Origin of the sequence: Nocardia huaxiensis (genome assembly GCF_013744875.1) — a bacterium.
GTDB classification, from domain to species: Bacteria; Actinomycetota; Actinomycetes; order Mycobacteriales; family Mycobacteriaceae; genus Nocardia; species Nocardia huaxiensis.
Window position 1 is genome coordinate 6,044,295 of record NZ_CP059399.1, and the last position, 17,800, is coordinate 6,062,094.

Annotated in this window: 17 protein-coding genes; 6 read left to right on the forward strand and 11 right to left on the reverse strand. The window is 67.5% G+C overall.

Annotation, left to right across the window (positions count from 1 at the left end):
- Positions 1 to 41: 41 nt before the first annotated feature.
- The 7 genes from tpiA to uvrC all read right to left on the reverse strand — a co-directional run bounded on the left by tpiA (position 42) and on the right by uvrC (position 8,486).
- Positions 42 to 827, reverse strand: coding sequence for a triose-phosphate isomerase (tpiA, locus tag H0264_RS38785; protein WP_181580221.1), 786 nt, complete (start codon positions 825 to 827; stop codon positions 42 to 44).
- 3 nt (positions 828 to 830) lie between these two features.
- Entirely contained in the window at positions 831 to 2,042 is a 1,212-nt protein-coding gene (locus tag H0264_RS38790; protein ID WP_181580222.1) for a phosphoglycerate kinase, read from the reverse strand.
- Positions 2,043 to 2,047: 5 nt separating this feature from the next.
- On the reverse strand, positions 2,048 to 3,064 hold the full coding sequence (gap, locus tag H0264_RS27385) for a type I glyceraldehyde-3-phosphate dehydrogenase (protein ID WP_181580223.1): 1,017 nt from the start codon (positions 3,062 to 3,064) through the stop codon (positions 2,048 to 2,050).
- Positions 3,065 to 3,292: 228 nt separating this feature from the next.
- Positions 3,293 to 4,276 carry a DNA-binding protein WhiA gene (whiA, locus tag H0264_RS27390; RefSeq protein ID WP_181580224.1) on the reverse strand — a complete coding sequence of 328 codons (984 nt, stop codon included), beginning with the start codon at positions 4,274 to 4,276 and terminating at the stop codon, positions 3,293 to 3,295.
- A complete protein-coding gene (locus H0264_RS27395) occupies positions 4,267 to 5,313 on the reverse strand; it encodes a gluconeogenesis factor YvcK family protein (RefSeq protein WP_181580225.1) in 1,047 nt (348 codons plus the stop codon). Before H0264_RS27395 ends, whiA begins: the two co-directional genes overlap by 10 nt.
- Entirely contained in the window at positions 5,310 to 6,308 is a 999-nt protein-coding gene (rapZ, locus tag H0264_RS27400; protein ID WP_181580226.1) for an RNase adapter RapZ, read from the reverse strand. Before rapZ ends, H0264_RS27395 begins: the two co-directional genes overlap by 4 nt.
- 180 nt (positions 6,309 to 6,488) lie before the next feature.
- Positions 6,489 to 8,486, reverse strand: a complete 1,998-nt coding sequence (uvrC, locus tag H0264_RS27405; protein WP_181580227.1) for an excinuclease ABC subunit UvrC — start codon at positions 8,484 to 8,486, stop codon at positions 6,489 to 6,491.
- 134 nt (positions 8,487 to 8,620) lie between these two features.
- On the opposite strand from uvrC, the gene H0264_RS27410 reads away from it, so the two are divergent.
- Together H0264_RS27410 and H0264_RS27415 are read left to right on the forward strand one after the other, a co-directional pair.
- Entirely contained in the window at positions 8,621 to 8,827 is a 207-nt protein-coding gene (locus tag H0264_RS27410) for a hypothetical protein (RefSeq protein ID WP_181580228.1), read from the forward strand.
- 116 nt (positions 8,828 to 8,943) lie between these two features.
- Entirely contained in the window at positions 8,944 to 9,288 is a 345-nt protein-coding gene (locus tag H0264_RS27415) for a hypothetical protein (protein ID WP_181580229.1), read from the forward strand.
- Between the two features lie 60 nt (positions 9,289 to 9,348).
- Here the strand turns inward: H0264_RS27415 and H0264_RS27420 are convergent, their stop codons facing one another.
- Complete coding sequence (locus H0264_RS27420) at positions 9,349 to 9,642, reverse strand: hypothetical protein (RefSeq protein ID WP_181580230.1); 294 nt, start codon at positions 9,640 to 9,642, stop codon at positions 9,349 to 9,351.
- A gap of 124 nt (positions 9,643 to 9,766) precedes the next feature.
- Positions 9,767 to 11,005 (reverse strand): winged helix-turn-helix domain-containing protein, encoded by a 1,239-nt coding sequence (locus H0264_RS27425; protein ID WP_244975958.1) that lies wholly within the window; start codon positions 11,003 to 11,005, stop codon positions 9,767 to 9,769.
- An 80-nt stretch (positions 11,006 to 11,085) separates the two neighbouring features.
- On the opposite strand from H0264_RS27425, the gene H0264_RS27430 reads away from it, so the two are divergent.
- Positions 11,086 to 12,750, forward strand: coding sequence for an FAD-binding dehydrogenase (locus H0264_RS27430; protein WP_181580231.1), 1,665 nt, complete (start codon positions 11,086 to 11,088; stop codon positions 12,748 to 12,750).
- Positions 12,751 to 12,804: 54 nt separating this feature from the next.
- On the opposite strand, the gene H0264_RS27435 is transcribed toward H0264_RS27430, so the two are convergent.
- Positions 12,805 to 13,302 (reverse strand): hypothetical protein, encoded by a 498-nt coding sequence (locus H0264_RS27435; protein WP_181580232.1) that lies wholly within the window; start codon positions 13,300 to 13,302, stop codon positions 12,805 to 12,807.
- A 553-nt stretch (positions 13,303 to 13,855) separates the two neighbouring features.
- On the opposite strand from H0264_RS27435, the gene H0264_RS27440 reads away from it, so the two are divergent.
- Genes H0264_RS27440 through H0264_RS27450 form a run of 3 tightly spaced genes read left to right on the forward strand, consistent with a single transcriptional unit; the run spans position 13,856 to position 16,316 of the window.
- The gene (locus tag H0264_RS27440; protein WP_231085116.1) at positions 13,856 to 14,527 is read left to right on the forward strand and encodes a response regulator transcription factor; all 672 of its coding nucleotides are present in this window, start codon (positions 13,856 to 13,858) and stop codon (positions 14,525 to 14,527) included.
- A gap of 50 nt (positions 14,528 to 14,577) precedes the next feature.
- Positions 14,578 to 14,997 (forward strand): response regulator, encoded by a 420-nt coding sequence (locus H0264_RS27445; protein ID WP_181580234.1) that lies wholly within the window; start codon positions 14,578 to 14,580, stop codon positions 14,995 to 14,997.
- Positions 14,940 to 16,316, forward strand: coding sequence for a sensor histidine kinase (locus H0264_RS27450; protein WP_244975959.1), 1,377 nt, complete (start codon positions 14,940 to 14,942; stop codon positions 16,314 to 16,316). The genes H0264_RS27445 and H0264_RS27450 overlap by 58 nt, the downstream gene beginning before the upstream one ends.
- Here H0264_RS27450 and H0264_RS27455 read toward each other — a convergent pair.
- Positions 16,265 to 17,734, reverse strand: a complete 1,470-nt coding sequence (locus H0264_RS27455) for an amino acid permease (RefSeq protein WP_181580235.1) — start codon at positions 17,732 to 17,734, stop codon at positions 16,265 to 16,267. The genes H0264_RS27450 and H0264_RS27455 overlap by 52 nt on opposite strands.
- Between the last annotated feature and the right edge of the window lie 66 nt (positions 17,735 to 17,800).

Consider the following 17,800-nt stretch of genomic DNA (forward strand, 5'->3'; position numbering starts at 1 on the left):
GACGCCACGAAGACGCCCGGCCCTTTCGGCAGTGAAAACCCTTACGGCAGTGGGCCGCCCGCGGCGATCGCGGACAGGGTGGCGAACTCGTCACCCTTCAGGGACGCGCCGCCGACGAGAGCGCCGTCGATGTCGGTCTGGCCGACCAGTTCGCCGACGTTCTTGGCGTTGACCGAGCCGCCGTAGAGCACCCGGACGCCTGCTGCCACTTCGGGATTCGCCAGTTCGGCGAGTTCCTTGCGGATGGCGCCGCAGACTTCCTGGGCGTCGGCGGGGGTGGCGACCTTGCCGGTGCCGATGGCCCACACCGGCTCGTAGGCGATGACGACCTTCGAGATCTCTTCGGCGGTCAGGCCCTTGAGCGAGCCGCGCAGTTGCTCGAGGTTGTACTCGACGTGGGTCTTGGCCTCGCGGATGCCCAGGCCCTCACCGATGCAGACGATCGGGGTGATGCCGTATTCGAGGGCGCGCTTGGCCTTGGCGAGCACGATGTCGTCGGTCTCGTTGTGGTACTGCCGACGCTCGGAGTGGCCGACCACCACGAAGGAACAGCCCAGCTTGGCCAGCATCGAACCGCTGATCTCGCCGGTGTAGGCGCCTTCGGCGTGCTGGGACAGGTCCTGCGCGCCGTAGGTGATCAGCAGCTTGTCGCCCTCGACCAGGGTCTGCACACTGCGCAGGTCCACGAACGGGGGGATGACCGTGACGTCGACCTTGGCGAAGTACTTCTCCGGCAGGGCGAACGCGATCTTCTGCACCAGAGCGATGGCCTCGAGGTGATTGAGGTTCATCTTCCAGTTGCCGGCGATCAAAGGCTTACGTGCCATGGGTCAGTCCTCCAGAACCGCTAGACCGGGGAGTTCCTTGCCCTCCAGGTATTCCAGCGACGCGCCGCCGCCGGTGGAGATGTGCGAGAAACCGTCCTCGGGCAGGCCGAGGGTGCGCACGGCGGCGGCGGAGTCGCCGCCGCCGACCACGGTGAACGCGCCCTTCGAGGTGGCCGTGGCGATGGCCTCGGCCACACCGCGGGTGCCCGCCGAGAACTTCTCGAACTCGAACACGCCCATCGGGCCGTTCCAGAACACCGTCTTGGCCTCGGTCAGCAGCGCCGAGAACCGCGCCACCGAATCGGGGCCGATGTCCAGGCCCATCCAGCCGTCCGGAATCTCGTTGGCGGCGACCACCTTCGAGTCGGCGTCGGCCGAGAACTTGTCCGCGGCAACGATATCCACCGGCAGGTGGATGACGTCGCCGAAGGTCTCCAGCAGCTTCTTGCAGGTGTCGATCATCTCCTCCTGCAGCAGCGAGGTGCCCACCGAAAGGCCCTGTGCCGCAAGGAAGGTGAAGCACATGCCGCCACCGATGACGAGCGTGTCGACCTTCGGGGCGAGCGCCTCGATGACCGCCAGCTTGTCGGAGACCTTGGACCCGCCGAGCACGACCGCGTACGGACGCTCCGAATCCTCGGTGAGCTTCTTCAGCACCTCGGTCTCGGCCGCCACCAGGGTGCCCGCGTAATGCGGCAGCACCTTGGCAATGTCGTACACCGACGCCTGCTTGCGGTGCACCACACCGAAGCCGTCGGACACGAAAGCGCCGTCGTCACCGACCAATTCGACCAGCGCATTGGCCAGCTTGGCGCGCTCGGCGTCGTCCTTGCTGGTCTCACGGGGATCGAAACGGATGTTCTCGAGCAGCATCACATCGCCGTCGGTGAGGCCCTCCGAACGCGAGAGCGCGTCGTAACCGACCACGTCACCGGCGAGCTGAACATTGCGGCCCAGCTCCTCGGCCAGTCGCGCGGCGACCGGGGCGAGGGAGAACTTCGGGTCCGGCTCACCCTTCGGCCGGCCCAGGTGCGCCATGACGACAACCTTGGCGCCGGCATCCGAGAGCGCCTTGATGGTCGGCACGGACGCGAGGATGCGGCCCGGGTCGGTGATGGTGCCGTTGTCGAGGGGCACGTTCAGGTCGGAGCGCACGAGCACGCCCCGGCCTTCCACGCCCTCGGTCAGCAGGTCCTGGAGAGTTTTGATGGTCATCGAGTTCAGAGAGACTTTCCGACGAGGCCGATCAGATCGGCGAGGCGGTTGGAGTAACCCCACTCGTTGTCGTACCACGACGCCACCTTGACCTGGTTGTCGATGACCTGGGTCAGCGGCGCGTCGTAGATGGACGAGTGGGGGTCGGTCACGATGTCGCTGGAGACGATCGGGTCCACGTTGTACTTCAGAATGCCCTTCAGCGCGCCCTCCGAGGCGGCCTTCATGGCAGCGTTGATCTCCTCGACCGTCGCGGCCTTCTTCAGGTCCACGGTGAGGTCGGTGAGCGAACCGGTCGGGACCGGCACACGCAGCGCGTAACCGTTCAGCTTGCCCTGCAACTCGGGCAGCACCAGGCCGATGGCCTTGGCGGCGCCGGTGCCGGTGGGCACGATGTTCAGCGCGGCGGCGCGGGCGCGACGCAGATCCTTGTGCGGCGCGTCCTGCAGGTTCTGGTCCTGGGTGTAGGCGTGCACGGTGGTCATGAGACCGCGCTCGATGCCGAAGGAGTCGTTGAGCACCTTGGCAATCGGGCCCAGGCAGTTGGTGGTGCACGAGGCGTTGGAGATGATGTTCTGCGAGCCGTCGTACTTGTCGTCATTGACGCCCATGACGATGGTGATGTCCTCACCCGAGGCGGGCGCGGAGATGATGACCTTCTTGGCGCCGGCCGCCAGGTGGCCCTTGGCCTTGGCGGCATCGGTGAAGATGCCCGTGGATTCGACGACCACATCGACGTTCAGGTCGGCCCACGGCAGGGCGGACGGGCCCTCCTTGATGGCCAGCGCCTTGACGCGCTGGTCGCCGACCACGATGTAGTCCCCGTCGACGGAGACGTCCTGCGGCAGCCGACCGAGGATGGAGTCGTACTTCAGCAGGGTGGCGAGGGTCTTGATGTCGGTGAGGTCGTTCACCGCGACAATCTCGATCTCGGTGGTGCCGAGGGCTTTGAGCGCCTCGACGGCCCGGAAGAAGTTGCGTCCAATGCGGCCGAAGCCATTGATACCTACCCGGACAGTCACGTTATAGCTCCTCATTTGTGTCGCGGAACATATTGTCGTGCACCCTCACCCTAGTCCGTCATGGATTCATGGCGGACTCGCCCCTCTCACGTCTGAGCTGCGCGATGTGCCCATCCGCCACAGCTCATACAGAGCGGTTTGCGAGTGTGTTCGCAAATACCGATGGCACCGCACTTGTATTCGAGTGCGGTGCCATCGGTTTCGATCATAAAGGAGACGCGCCGCGCGTCAGGCCTCTTCGAGCAGTTCTGCGGTGACTGCGGATTCGGTGTCCGGCACACCGAGTTCCTTGGCGCGCCGGTCCGCCATCGACAGCAGGCGTCGAATGCGGCCCGCCACAGCGTCTTTGGTCATCGGCGGATCGGCGAGCTGACCGAGTTCCTCGAGTGAGGCCTGCCGGTGCAGCACGCGCAGTTTGCCGGCCGCCGCCAAGTGGTCCGGCACATCCTCGGAGAGGATCTCCAGAGCGCGCTCGACCCGCGCGGCCGCGGCCACGGCGGCACGGGCGGAGCGACGCAGGTTCGCGTCGTCGAAGTTGGCGAGACGGTTGGCCGTCGCGCGCACCTCGCGGCGCATGCGCCGTTCCTCCCAGGTGAGGCGGGTGTCCTGCGCACCCATGCGGGTGAGCAGGGCGCCGATGGCCTCGCCGTCGCGCACGACCACGCGGTCGGTGCCGCGGACCTCGCGTGCCTTGGCCGAGATGCCCATGCGGCGGGCGGCGCCCACCAGTGCGAGGGCGGCCTCCGGCCCGGGGCAGCTCACCTCGAGGGCCGAGGAGCGGCCCGGTTCGGTGAGCGATCCGTGGGCGAGAAACGCTCCGCGCCAAGCGGCTTCGGCATCGCCGATGCTGCCGCCGACCACCTGTGCCGGGAGCCCGCGGACCGGCCGTCCGCGGACATCCAGCAAGCCGGTCTGGCGCGCGAGCGCCTCGCCCTCCTTGGAAACTCGTACGACATACCGGGAGGTTTTCCGGAGCCCACCCGCGCCGAGGACATGCACGTCCGAGCCGTAGCCGTAGAGCTCGAAGATTTCCCGGCGCAGCCGGCGCGCGATGGAACCCATGTCCACCTCGGCCTCGACGATCACGCGACCGCCGACGATGTGCAATCCACCGGCGAACCGCAGTAGCGCGGACAGTTCGGCCTTGCGCGAACTCACCTGAGATACGGTGAGCCGGCTCAGCTCGTCCTTCACTTCCGCTGTCATCGCCACGAGACGCGCTCCTTTCCACCCAATCCGGACCGCACGCGTTGGCCCATATGCCGTCCTTCGATTCGAAGCTCTGCTAATTCCGGCCGAGGTTGCCGGATCACCTGATCCAGTGCTGCGGCAAGCTTTCCGGGGTGGTGCCGGTCCGTCCCCGCCTCGGCGACATCAGCGAAGGTTACTCGCGCACGCAGCTGTTCGGCGGCTCTTGCCACATGTTCGCGTTCCCTACCCTCCGGTACGGAACCTGAATCGACCAAAACCTGGTCGACTGTGAAATCCGGTGCGTGCTGGGACAATACATGCAGGTGCCGCTCCGCGGAGAATCCGGCCGTTTCGCCCGGTTCCGCAGCGAGGTTGAGCACCAGTACTTTCCGCGCCCGAGTATGCAGCAGAGCTTCGTGCAATTCGGGCACCAGCACGTGCGGGATGACGCTGGTGAACCAGCTCCCGGGGCCGAGCACCACCACATCGGCATGTTCGATGGCCGAGGTCGCCTCGGTGCAGGCGGGCGGATCCGAGGGGATCAGGCGCACCCGGCGCACCTTGCCGGGGGTCGTCGCGACCGCGACTTGCCCACGGATGCAACGGCTTACGCGCGGGTCGCCCTCGAGCCCGGAGACGTCGGCCTCGATGGTGAGCGCGATCGGGGACATGGGTAGCACCCGGCCCGTAATGCGCAGAATTTTGCCCGCTTCGTCCAGAGCCGCGACGGGATCACCCAATTCCTCGGTGAGCCCGGCCAGGATCAGGTTGCCGACCGAGTGCCCGGCCAGCGCGCCCGTGCCGCCGAAGCGGTGCTGCAGGGTGCGGGCCCAGATGCCGTCGGACTCCTCGGCCAGCGCGGCCAGGGCCATCCGTAGGTCGCCGGGCGGCAGCATGCCCAGTTCGGATCTCAATCGTCCCGACGAGCCACCGTCGTCGGCGACCGTCACCACCGCGGTGATCTTGCGGGTGAGCCGGCGGGCCGCGGTCAGCGTGGCGTACAGGCCGTGCCCGCCGCCCAGCGCCACGATCGCCGGATTCGATTCTCGCGCAGTCATTCTCGCCCCAAGTCCCGATGGACCACGCGCACCACGTCACCCGATCCGCTGTTCATGCCGGCGCCGAGTAGCTCGCCGAGCCCCTCGGCCATCGCCACACTGCGGTGTTTGCCGCCCGTGCAGCCCACTGCCACGGTCATGTATCGCTTCCCCTCTTGGCGGTAGCCCTCGGTCGTGAGATCCACCAGGTGCCGCGCGGTGCCCAGATAGTCCTGGGCGCCTGGGCGCGACATCACGTACTCACTGACCGCGGCATCCTGTCCGGTCTGTTCGCGGAGTTCGGGCACCCAATGCGGATTGGGCAGGAAACGCAAATCCAACACCATATCCGCGTCCAGTGGTACTCCGTACTTGAAACCGAACGATTGGATTGTTAGTTGCAGGGCGCGGGTCGCACTCCCGCCGTACGCCTCCTCGAGCTTGCGATGCAATTGGTGGATCGACAGCGCGGTGGTGTCGATGACCAGATCGGCGGCGGTCTTCACCGACGCCAGGCGTTCCCGTTCCGCGGCGATGCCCGCGGTGAGCGTGCCGTCGGCGCTCTCGGATTGCAGCGGATGCCTTCGGCGCGCGAATCCGAATCGACGGATGAGCACGTCATCGGAGGCTTCCAGGAACAGGATTCGCGTGCGCACACCGGCGGCGCGTAGTTGTTCGGTCACCGCCGAGAGATTCCCGGTGAAGAACCGACTACGCACATCCATGACGAGCGCCAGCTTGTGGATGGGCGGATCGGCGTTCTCCCCGAGTTCGACCATGCGGCCGATCAGCTCGGGCGGCAGATTGTCGGCGACGTAGTAGCCCAGGTCCTCGAGCACGCGGGCGGCGGTGCCGCGCCCCGCGCCGGACAGACCCGTGACGATGACGACCTCCACCGGGGAGGCGGACTCGTCCGGCTGCGAGGCGTCGCGCCGGGCGTGGGACTGTGGATCATTTTCACCGGTCGGCTTACTTGAATTCTCGACCGCATTGTTGGTGGCTTCGACGCGCGTCATGTCCTACCGGGTTCGTTATGGGCTTTCCGACGATCATCCTGCACCGATGCCGAAAAACACGGTACAAACACGCGCGAGTGGAGATACAGATGTGATTGTCCGTCCCCACCTGCATACTCGGCGTGTCGCGCGACACTGCTTTCGGCGTGTCGCACCCTACCCGGGGCCGCCCGAGACCGGCTACTCGGTGTGCAGGGCGGCTAGCACCGCCTTGGCCGTGGCCACCCCGATGCCGGGGATCTCGGTGATCTGCTCGACCGTGGCCTGCTTGAGTTTGGCCACCGAACCGAAGTGCGTGACCAGCGCGGTCTTGCGGGCCTGCCCCAGGCCGGGCACCGAGTCCAGAGCGGATTCGGTCATGCGGCGCGAGCGCTTGCTGCGGTGGAAGGTGATGGCGAAGCGGTGCGCCTCGTCACGGACCCGCTGCAGCAGATACAGCGACTCACTGGTGCGCGGCATGATCACCGGGTCGGGTTCGTTGGGAACCCACACCTCTTCCAGGCGTTTGGCCAGGCCGACGACCGCGACATCGGTGATGCCGAGTTCGTCGAGGACCTCCGCGGCGGCATTGACCTGCGGTGCGCCGCCGTCGACCACGTACAGGTTGGGCGGGTAGGCGAAACGGCGCGGCTTGCCGGTCTTGGGATCGATGCCGGGTAGCTCCGGACCCGTTGCGTCCGAATCGGTTTCGAGGTCGGCGGCCACGGCGGCGTCCAGATCGCGCCGGAGTTTGGCGAAGCGGCGGCGGGTCACCTCGGCAATGCTGGCGACGTCGTCGGAGCGGCCCTCGCCCGCCGCCTCCTTGATGGCGTAGTGCCGGTACTCGGACTTGCGGGGCAGGCCGTCCTCGAAGACGACCAGCGAGGCCACCACATCGGTGCCCTGTACGTGCGAGATATCCACACATTCGATGCGCAGCGGGGCGCTGTCCAGATCCAGGGCGTCCTGAATGCCCTGCAGCGCGGCCGAGCGGGCGGTGAGATCGCCGGCGCGCTTCAGCTTGTGTTGCGCCAGGGCCTCTTTCGCATTGCGCTCGACCGTTTCGGCGAGTGCCTTCTTGTCACCGCGCTGCGGGACGCGCAGCTGCACCGCCGAACCACGCAGGCCCGACAGCCAATCCTGCACCTGCTCGGCATCATTCGGCAGCGCGGGCACGAGCACCTCGCGCGGCACCACCGCGCCGGGCGTCTCGTCACCGGTCTGCGCGGCGACCGCGGTCTGCTCGCCGTAGAACTGGGTGAGGAACTGCTCGACGAGGGCGGGCACCTCTCCCCCGGCCTCTATGTCGTCGATGGCGTCGCCGGACTTGTCGACCACCCAGCCGCGCTGACCGCGCACCCGGCCGTCGCGCACGTGGAAGATCTGGACCGCGACCTCCAATTCGTCCACGGCGAAGGCGATTACGTCGGCATCGGTGCCGGTGCCCAGCACCACGGCCTGCTTCTCGAGGGCGCGCTTGAGCGCCTGCACGTCGTCGCGCAGGCGGGCGGCGAGTTCGAAATCGAGTTCGTCGGACGCCTCGAGCATGCGCTTCTCGAGCTGCTTGACCAGGCGATCGGTCTTGCCGGAGAGGAAATCGCAGAAGTCGTCCACGATCTGCCGGTGCTCGGCCGCGCTGACCCGGCCGATGCACGGCGCGGAACACTTGTCGATGTAGCCGAGCAGGCAGGGGCGACCGATCTGGTTGTGCCGCTTGAAGACTCCCGCCGAACAGGTGCGCACCGGGAACACCCGCAGCAGCAGATCCAGGGTTTCGCGAATGGCCCACGCGTGCGCGTACGGGCCGAAATACCGCACGCCCTTCTTGCGCGCGCCACGGTAGACGAAGACGCGCGGGTACTCCTCGTTCAAACTCACCGCGAGCACCGGATACGACTTGTCGTCGCGGTAGCGCACATTGAAGCGCGGATCGAATTCCTTGATCCAGTTGTATTCCAGCTGAAGCGCTTCCACCTCGGTGGACACCACGGTCCACTCCACCGAGGCCGCGGTGGTGACCATCTGCCGGGTGCGCGGATGCAGCTGCGTCACATCGGCGAAGTACGAGTTCAACCGGCTGCGCAGGCTTTTCGCCTTGCCGACGTAGATGACCCGCTTGTGCGCGTCCCGGAACTTGTACACGCCGGGTTCGACGGGGATGGTGCCGGGCGCGGGCCGGTACGTCGCGGGATCTGCCACGCCACCAGGTTAACGAGCCGGTCCGACAGCTCTCGAGGTCGGCTCGCCGAACGAGCGCGCCGCGCCGGGCGACGCATCCGCGGGCCGTCCGGCTTCGAAGTACCGGCAAGATCAGCGAACCAGATGGGAGCACCATGATCCGCCTTCGCCGTCAGCGCCGGTCCCTCGCGATCGCGTCCGCCCTCATGATGGCCGCCGCCGCGCTGGTGGCCGTGTCCATGCCGGCCGCCGCCGAGTCCGAGGACATCTTCGTCTACGGCGATTATCTGCGGCACGACTCGACTCACCTGGTGTGCGCGGGCGGGCAGGGCAGCGCCGCGCCGCTCACCACCGTCGCCTGAATCCGCCACGCCGGAGCGGTGAATGGCGGCATTTGCCGTGTCCGAGCGCCGCGCGCGGTCAAGATGGACGAACCGTCATCTGTCGATCTCCGCACACGAGGGGAGCAGTACTGCTTATGTCCCGTCTCCACCCGCGTCACCGATTCCTCACCCTGAGTTCGGCCCTGTGCCTGGGTGCCGCACCGCTGGTGGCCGTGGCCGCGCCGGCCGCGTCCGCCTCGCCCGTCGGCTGCCGCATCGACCGCACCCTCGACACCGCCACCTACACCTGCCCCGAGGGCGAGTGGTACGCCGCCGTGGTCCAGTGCCTGGGCACCCGCAAGCTCGGCATCAATGGCGTGCAGTCCCCCACCTATATCGTCGGCGACTCCCCGCGCCCGCTCATCCCGATGACCATCGAATGCACCGGTGACGGCAAGACGGGTGTCGTGCTCAACGCGTGGACCGAAGGCCCGTTCTGAGATCCGGGTCGTGTCTCCCGAGGCAGGTCGCCGGGAGACACGACCCGACCCGTGCGCGGATCAGCAGTGCGGCAGGCCCAGACCGCCGTAGCCCGAGGTCGAGGAACCATTGTTCAGGCACCGCAGCAGCAGGCCGGGCAGCGCCGCCGAACCCGACTTCGGATCCGCGGAGGCCGTGAACGGGGCAGCCGAACCCGTATCGAGCGCGACCGGTTCCACGCCTGCCGCCGTATCGGTCACCTCGACCGGTTGCGGCGGCACACCCGGAGCAGCCAGCGCCTCGCCCGCGCCGATCACTCCGGCCGACAGCGAAATCGCTGCCACCGCAATAATTTTCACATTCCGAAGACGCACTCTGCACACCTTTCGAGCCAGCGTTTGGGATACCGCTGAACGGTAGCTCCGCCGGGCAAGAGTGAAACGACCTCACTTCCATGGACCTGATTTCCAGGGGCACATGGTTCCGGGAGCGAATCGATCAGCGGCACACCGCGGCTCGCAGTGCGGCGGCGAGATCACCGCGCTCACCCACCTCGATGGTGTCGAGTTCGAGCCAGTCCGCCATCTCCCGCAGTGCCGCGGCGAGTTCGGTTGCCAGGCGCGAGGTTTCGTGTCCGGGCTCGGCGAAGGCGCCGGGCACCAGCAGGCGGCCCGTGGCCCGGTCGGCGCGCAGGTCCACCCGGGCGACGAGTTCGCCGTCGAGCAGGAACGGAAAGACGTAATATCCGTGCACCCGTTTGTGTTCCGGCGTGTAGATCTCGATGCGGTAGTGGAAGTCGAAGAGCCGCTCGGTGCGATCGCGGAAGAAGATCAGCGGATCGAACGGGCACAGCAGCGCCGACCCGGTGATGCGGCGCGGCGTGCGGGCGGAGGCGTGCAGGTAGGCGGGCTTGGCCCAGCCCTGCACGGTCACCTGTTCCAGCTCGCCCGCCTCGATGAGTTCCGCGATGGCGGGCTCGGTTTGACGGCGATTGAGCCGGTAGTAGTCGCGCAGATCGGTTTCGGTGCCGATGCCGTGTGCGGCCGCGGCGCGGCGCACCAGTTCCCGCACCGCCTCGGCCTCGTCGATCTCGCGCGCCAGCACCTCGGCGGGAACGACATTCTCGGTGAGGTCGTAATGGCGTTGGAAGTTCACGCGTTTGGGCACCGTGACCTCGCCGGCGGCGAACAGCGCCTCGCACACCACCTTGGTATCGCTGTAGTTCCAGCCCCAATGATCTTTGGCGCGTGGGCGATCCAGCTCGAGGTGGCGTTCGACCTCCCCGGCGGTGCTGGGCCCGAACTCCTTCAGCACGCCCTTCACCTCGTCGGCCAGATGCGGATTGCGTTCCAGCACCTGCCGCATCCCGTTCCAGCGTCCGTGCCGGTACTGCTCCATCCGCCACCGCAGCAACGGCCAATCCCGCACCGGCAGCAGCGCGGCCTCGTGCGCCCAGTACTCGATGAGCTGCCGCGGCCGGCGAGCGCTGTGACTCCAGGCGAACTCGTCCAGCAGGGCGCGATCGTAGGCGCCGATGCGCGCGAAGACCGGTGCGTAGTGCGCGCGCACCACCGCCGACACCGAGTCCAGCTGCAGCAGGCGCGTGTTGTCGAGCACTTTCGCGAGCGTGCGGCGGGTGGCCGGGCCACTGGACCTGGGGGTGGCGAAACCCTGGGCGGCGAGAGCCGTGCGACGCGCCGAGGCGAGGCTCACGGCAGGGGAAGCGGAATTCGGCACACTCGCACCATGCCATGTCCCACCGACAGCCAAGTTCGATACATTGATGTATCGAGTTTCTACGACCCTAGGAAATGGGCATGATCGAGAACCCGGATGTCATCGTCATCGGAGCCGGTTTGGCCGGGCTGGTCGCCACTTACGAACTGGTCCAGGCCGGTCGCAAGGTACTGGTGCTGGATCAGGAGAACCGCGCGAACCTGGGCGGGCAGGCCTTCTGGTCGCTGGGCGGGCTGTTCTTCGTGGACAGTCCCGAGCAGCGCAGGCTGGGGGTGAAGGATTCGCTCGAGCTGGCCATGCAGGACTGGCTGGGGTCGGCCGGATTCGACCGCGAGGACGAGGACCACTGGGCGCGGCAGTGGGCCGAGGCGTACGTGAAATTCGCGGCCACCGAGAAGCGGCAGTACCTGTTCGACCTCGGGCTGCGGGTCACGCCGCTGGTCGGCTGGGCCGAGCGCGGCGGCGCGACCGCCGACGGACACGGCAACTCGGTGCCGCGATTCCATCTGACCTGGGGCACCGGGCCGGAAGTGGTGCGGGTGTTCCTGGAGCCGGTGCTCGCGGCCGAGCAGCGCGGGCAGGTCGGCTTCGCCTTCCGGCATCGGGTGGACGAACTGATCACCGAGGGTGACGCGGTGACCGGGGTGCGCGGCAGCGTGCTCGAGGACAGCAGCACCGAGCGCGGCGTGGCCTCGTCACGGAATACGGTGGGCGAGTTCGAATTCCAGGCCAAGGCGGTGCTGGTGTCCTCCGGCGGCATCGGCCACAACCATGAGCTGATCCGCCGCAACTGGCCGACCGATCGGCTCGGCCCCTGCCCGGAGCACATGATCTCGGGCGTGCCCGCGCATGTGGACGGGCGCATGCTGGCCATCACCGAGGCGGCCGGTGGGCGCATCGTGAACCGGGATCGCATGTGGCACTACACCGAAGGCATCCACAACTGGGATCCGGTGTGGCCCGATCACGCCATCCGCATCATTCCCGGGCCGTCGTCGCTGTGGTTCGACGCCAATGGAAAGCGCCTGCCCGCACCGTGTTTCCCGGGTTACGACACCAACGCCACCATGAAGGCGATCCTGTCGACCGGCTACGACTACTCGTGGTTCGTGCTCACCCAGTCGATCATCGAGAAGGAGTTCGCCCTCTCGGGGTCCGAGCAGAATCCCGATATCACCGGCAAGGATCTGAAACTCACGCTCAAGAGCCGCGTGGCCAAGGGCGCGCCGGGTCCGGTCGAGGCGTTCAAGCAGCACGGCGTGGATTTCGTTGTCGCCGAGAATCTCCCGGATCTGGTCGCCGGAATGAACAAGATCGCCCGCGGGCCGCTGCTGGATGCCGCCGAGCTCGAGCGCCAGATCGTCGCCCGCGACCGGGAACTCGACAATAAATACGGCAAGGACGCGCAGCTCGCGGCCATCGGCAATGCGCGCCGCTATCTCGGCGACAAGCTGGGCCGGGTCGCCACCCCGCACAAGATCCTCGATCCCGCGCACGGCCCGCTCATCGCCGTCCGGCTCAATGTCCTGACGCGAAAGACCCTGGGCGGCTTGCAAACCAACCTGGATTCCCAGGTCATGCGGCCCGACGGCGCGGCCTACCCGGGCCTGTACGCCGCGGGTGAGGTGGCCGGATTCGGCGGCGGCGGCGTGCACGGCTACAACGCGCTGGAAGGCACCTTCCTCGGCGGCTGCATCTTCTCCGGCCGCGCCGCGGGCCGGGCCATGGCGCGCGCCACCCGCTGAGCCGACCGGCCTGGAATCCGGCCACACCCCTTGCGTGTGGCCGGATTTCGGCGCTCAGGCCGGTGCGAACCAGCTGTAGCAGTCACGGCGCAGCAGCAGCGCCAGCACGATGCCCGACGCCATCACCCCGAACAGCACGGTGAACGGGCCCACGCCCGTGGGCATTTCGGCCGACACCAGGGTGAGGATGCCCAGAAACGTCTGCACGCTGGCCAATCCCAGCGCCGCCAGCCACACCCACCGCGAGCGCATCCCGAAAACCAGTGCCGCGGCGCCACTCACCCACGCGGCGAAGAAGTGCGCGATGCTGCCGAAGGCCGCATCCAGACCACCGGCCAGCGCCAGCAGGCAGTGCACGAACGCGAATCCCGTTGTCGCCAGCACGGCGTACTGCGTTTCGCGCACTTTCGCCGGTAGCGTTATCTCGGAACCATTACGCCGAATCGCCGCGACCCCCGCCGCGATTCGCTCGAAAAACCCAGTAGGAACACCGTTCCCCGCATCTGCCGGCGAGATCTCCACCTCGTCGACCACAGCCGAATGCGTACTCACAGCACTCCTCATCGAGCATTGTCCGCCACGCGCCCCCTGCGAACGCGTTGCCCTGACGCTAACCAGGTGAATGGATTTCGAACAATCTCGGCGGGAAAGTTATGGCCAGGGCCACAATTGGAAACCAGAGCAGCGGTCTGTGATCACGGGCACATCACAGCCGACCGGTCGACGGCCAAAGCGCGTCGTGAGGAATACCGGCCACGGTAGCCGGCCCGCATGGCCGCGCCGCGGAGAACAGGTCGCCATTGAACCGCGAACGTCATTGTCCGCGCCTGATCTCGATCGCGGTATGGCCGATGCTGCCCCCTCCGACAGCACCGACCACACCACGCCCCGGCATCGCGTACCGCAGCCCCCGCCCCTCGCCGGTCCGCGGCCGGTGACCACCGGTCCACACCATGGTCGCCGCCCGGCCCCACCGGAAACACCCTGCGCGAACCACTTCCGCCGGGATGCCTGCATCCCCCGTCCGCGCTGCCTCGGGCCAACCCGGATGAGGTAGTGCGCTACTCGTCCGCCACAGCGAATACCTGTGGGATCCTTGGAAACTGTGAACGCTTCCGGCGTCAAGGTCGTGGTCGCCGAGGATTCGGTGCTCATCCGGGACAGCGTGGTGCGGGCCCTGGCCACCGATCCGGCGATCGAGGTCGCCGGCGCGGCCGCCGATTTCGACTCGACCCTGGACCTGGTGCGCCGGCACCGGCCCGATGTGCTCATCACCGATGTGCGCATGCCGCCCACCGGCACCGACGAAGGGGTGCGGCTGGCCCGGGAACTGCGCGCCACCCACCCCGGCATCGGGGTGATCGTGCTGACCCACTACGCCGAACCCGCCTATGCCACAGCGCTGCTCGACGGCGGCTCCGCGGGCCGCGGCTATCTGCTCAAGGAGCGCATCGCCCGCTTCGATCAACTGCTCAACGCGGTGCACGTGGTGGCGGGCGGCGGCTCGGTGCTGGATCCGATCATCATGGAGGCGCTGCTGCCGCGGCACCGCGGCGCCGATCCCATGCATCGGCTCACGGCCCGGGAACTGCAGGTGCTCGGTGAGATCGCGCTCGGGGGCAGCAATCAGGTGGTGGCGCAACGGCTCGCGCTGTCGCAGCGGGCGGTGCAGAAACACATCAACTCGATCTTCGCCAAACTCGGCATCACCCTGGATCCGGCGCTGGATCAGCGGGTGACCGCCGTCCTGATGTTCCTGGCCGCGCAGCCCAGGTAGGGATGTACGCACCCTTTCGCCCCGGCGGGCACACGGTGACCATGTCCTGTATGACTGCAGACGTGCAGGTTTGGATCGTCGACGATCGCCCTGCCTTCCGGCGCGTGGCCGCCGCCATGATCTCGGTGAGCGCCGGATTCACCGTCGCCGGCGAGGCGGCCAGCGGGGAGGACGCGGTAGAGCTCATCCGCACGCGTTTCGGCGACGAGACCGGCCTGATCCTGATGGATATCAATATGCCCGGCATCGGCGGCATCGAGGCGACCCGCCGCATCCGCGACCGGCATCCGGAGCTGGCGGTGGTGCTCATGTCCACCTATGACACATCCGACCTACCCGAAGAGGTGTCCCAGTGCGGCGCAGCAGGTTACGTGCACAAAGAGGCGCTGACACCGCAGCTGCTGACCCGGCTGTGGCGGGATCTGTCGCCACCGACCGCACCGTTCCGATTCCGGACCCCGCCGCTCTAGTCACCCGGAAACGGTTGCGGCAGTTCGTCCTCGCGGCACAGGCCAATACCGTGTTCCTGCTGGGGCTGGCGTTCATCATGCTGTGGCTGCGCCCCGGCAACTACTGGACCGTCGCGGTGATCGTGCTGCTGCTGCTCGACGGCCTCATCCTGGCGGCCATGCTGCGGCTGGTGCGGCAGGGCCGGTTCGCCACCGTCGTCACCACTATCGCTGTGCTGGTGTGGGTTTCGTCCATCGCCGGGTCGTATCTGACGCCCGCCACCCTGTCGCTGCATCTGGTGATCGCGCTGCTGCCGGCCATTTTCGTGGTGCCCTATGTGGCGCGGCGACGCCTGCCGCTGTTCGCCGGGGCGACCGTCGGCAGTGTCGTGGCCTCGGCGGTGGTGGCCATTCCGGTGATGGAGTATCCGCCGCTGCCCGCCCGCTATGCGACGGTGGCCGGGCTCGCGGCGGTGTCGGTGCTGATCATGCTGGTGCTCTGGCACACCGCCGACACGCTGGGCACGGTCGCGCGGGCGGCGCGGTTGAATGCGCAGGCGCTCACCAAGTCTCAGCGGTTGCTGGCCGAACGCGCCGAGCAGCTGGCGGCCTCGCGGGCCCGGCTGGTGGAGGCGACCGACGCCGAGCGGCGGCGGCTGGAACGGGATCTGCACGATGGCGCGCAACAGCATCTGGTGGCGGTCGCGGTGACCTTGCAGCTGGCGCGGCAACTGGCGAGCCCGGAGTGCGAGCGGCTGCTCGCCGAGGCGGGCGAACTGCTGCAGACCGCCATCGCCGAGATCCGACGGCTCGCGCACGGCATCTATCCGGTGCTGTTGGCGCAGGGCGGATTACGCGCGGCACTGCCCGCCGCGGCGGTGCGCTGCCCGATCCCGGTGAACGTGCACGTGGAGGAGCTGGGGCGCTATCGCGCCGAGGTCGAGACCGCGCTCTACTACTGCTGCCTCGAGGCCCTGCAGAATGCCGCCAAACACGGGGGGCCGCGGGCGCGGGTGTCGGTGTCGGCGTGGCAGAGCCCGCGGACGCTGACCGTCACTGTCTCCGACGACGGCGTAGGATTCGATCCCGCCACAACGGGTTCCGGGGCGGGACTGACGAATATGACCGACCGGCTCGCGGTCATCGGCGGCACCCTGAGCGTGCGCTCGGCGCCGGGCGTGGGCACCCGGGTCACCGCGACCGTGCCCACCGAGCCGATCAGCGGCGCGGCAGCGGCGCAGACGACGGCGGGCGGACCGGCAACCGGCCCGCTCGCCACGCATGCGCGCTACTTGTCGTCGGAGGAGATGGGCCGGATCACCGGGAACTCACCGGTGTAACCCTCCCGCATCTTGGCGATGGCCAGCACCCGCTTCTTGGCCACCATCCAGCCGATGGCCAGCGCCGGGATGATGATCACGAGGCTGCCGACGGTCCAGGTGCCGACCGGCCTGTCGAAGGCCATGAGCACCAGCACCGCGAACAGGAACACCAGCGTGGCGATGCCGGTGTAGGGCGCGCCCGCCATGCGGAACGCCGGGCGCTCCATGCGGCCCTGCTTCCACCAATACCAGAGCTTGAGCTGGCACAGCACGATCGTCGCCCAGGAAGCGAGGATGCCCAGCGAGGCCACGTTCAGCACGATCTCGAAAGCCTGCTCGGGCACGATGTAGTTGAGCCAGATGCCGAACAGGGCGATGGCGCTGGTCAGCAGGATGCCGCCGTAGGGCACACCGGCTTTCGACATGCGCGCGGTGAAACTCGGCGCGGAACCGTTCATGGCCATCGAGCGCAGGATGCGGCCGGTCGAGTACAGGCCGGCATTGAGGCTGGACAGCGCGGCGGTGAGCACCACGAAGTTCATGATCGAACCCATGTGCGCCACACCGAGTTTGGCGAAGAAGGTGACGAACGGGCTTTCCCCGGCCTGGTATTCGGTGTAGGGCAGCAGCAGGGCCAGCAGAATCACCGAGCCGCAGTAGAACACGGCGATACGCATGATGACCGAGTTGATGGCGCGCGGCATGATCTTGGCCGGGTTCTCGGTCTCACCAGCGGCGATGCCGACCATTTCGACTGCGGCATAGGCGAACACGACACCGGAGGTGACGGTGATCAGCGGCAGGATCCCGGTGGGGAACCAGCCGCCGGCGTCGGAGACCATGCCGAAACCGGTTGCCTGGCCGTCGATCTCGAAGCGGCCCGCGAAGAAGATGGTGCCCACGATCAGGAAGGTCACCAGGGCGACCACCTTGATCATGGCGGCCCAGAATTCCATCTCGCCGAACCATTTCACCGAGGCCAGGTTGATGCCGAGCACGATGATCAGCGCGCCCAGCGCCAGCACCCACTGCGCCACCGGCTGGAACGGTCCCCAGTAGTGCAGGTAGGTGGCGATGGCGGTGGTGTCGACGATGCCGGTCATGGACCAGTTCAGGAAGTACATCCAGCCGGCCACGAAAGCGGCCTTCTCGCCGAAGAATTCGCGGGCGTAGGAGACGAACGAGCCCGAGGACGGGCGGTGCAGCACCAGTTCGCCCAGGGCGCGCAGGATGAAGAAGACGAAGACGCCGCAGACCAGGTACACCAGGAACAGCGACGGCCCGGCGCTGTGCAGGCGGCCGCCCGCGCCGAGGAACAGGCCGGTGCCGATGGCGCCGCCGATGGCGATCATCTGCAATTGGCGAGGTTTGAGCGCCTTGTGATAGCCGCTGTCCTCGGCCGTGAGGTTTGTGGCCTGTGTCCGGATCTCGGTCATACGCCGGTTAACCCTCCGCAATCGTGTAGTGAGGCGACCTGAGGTTACCTTGCGATGTGCCATAAG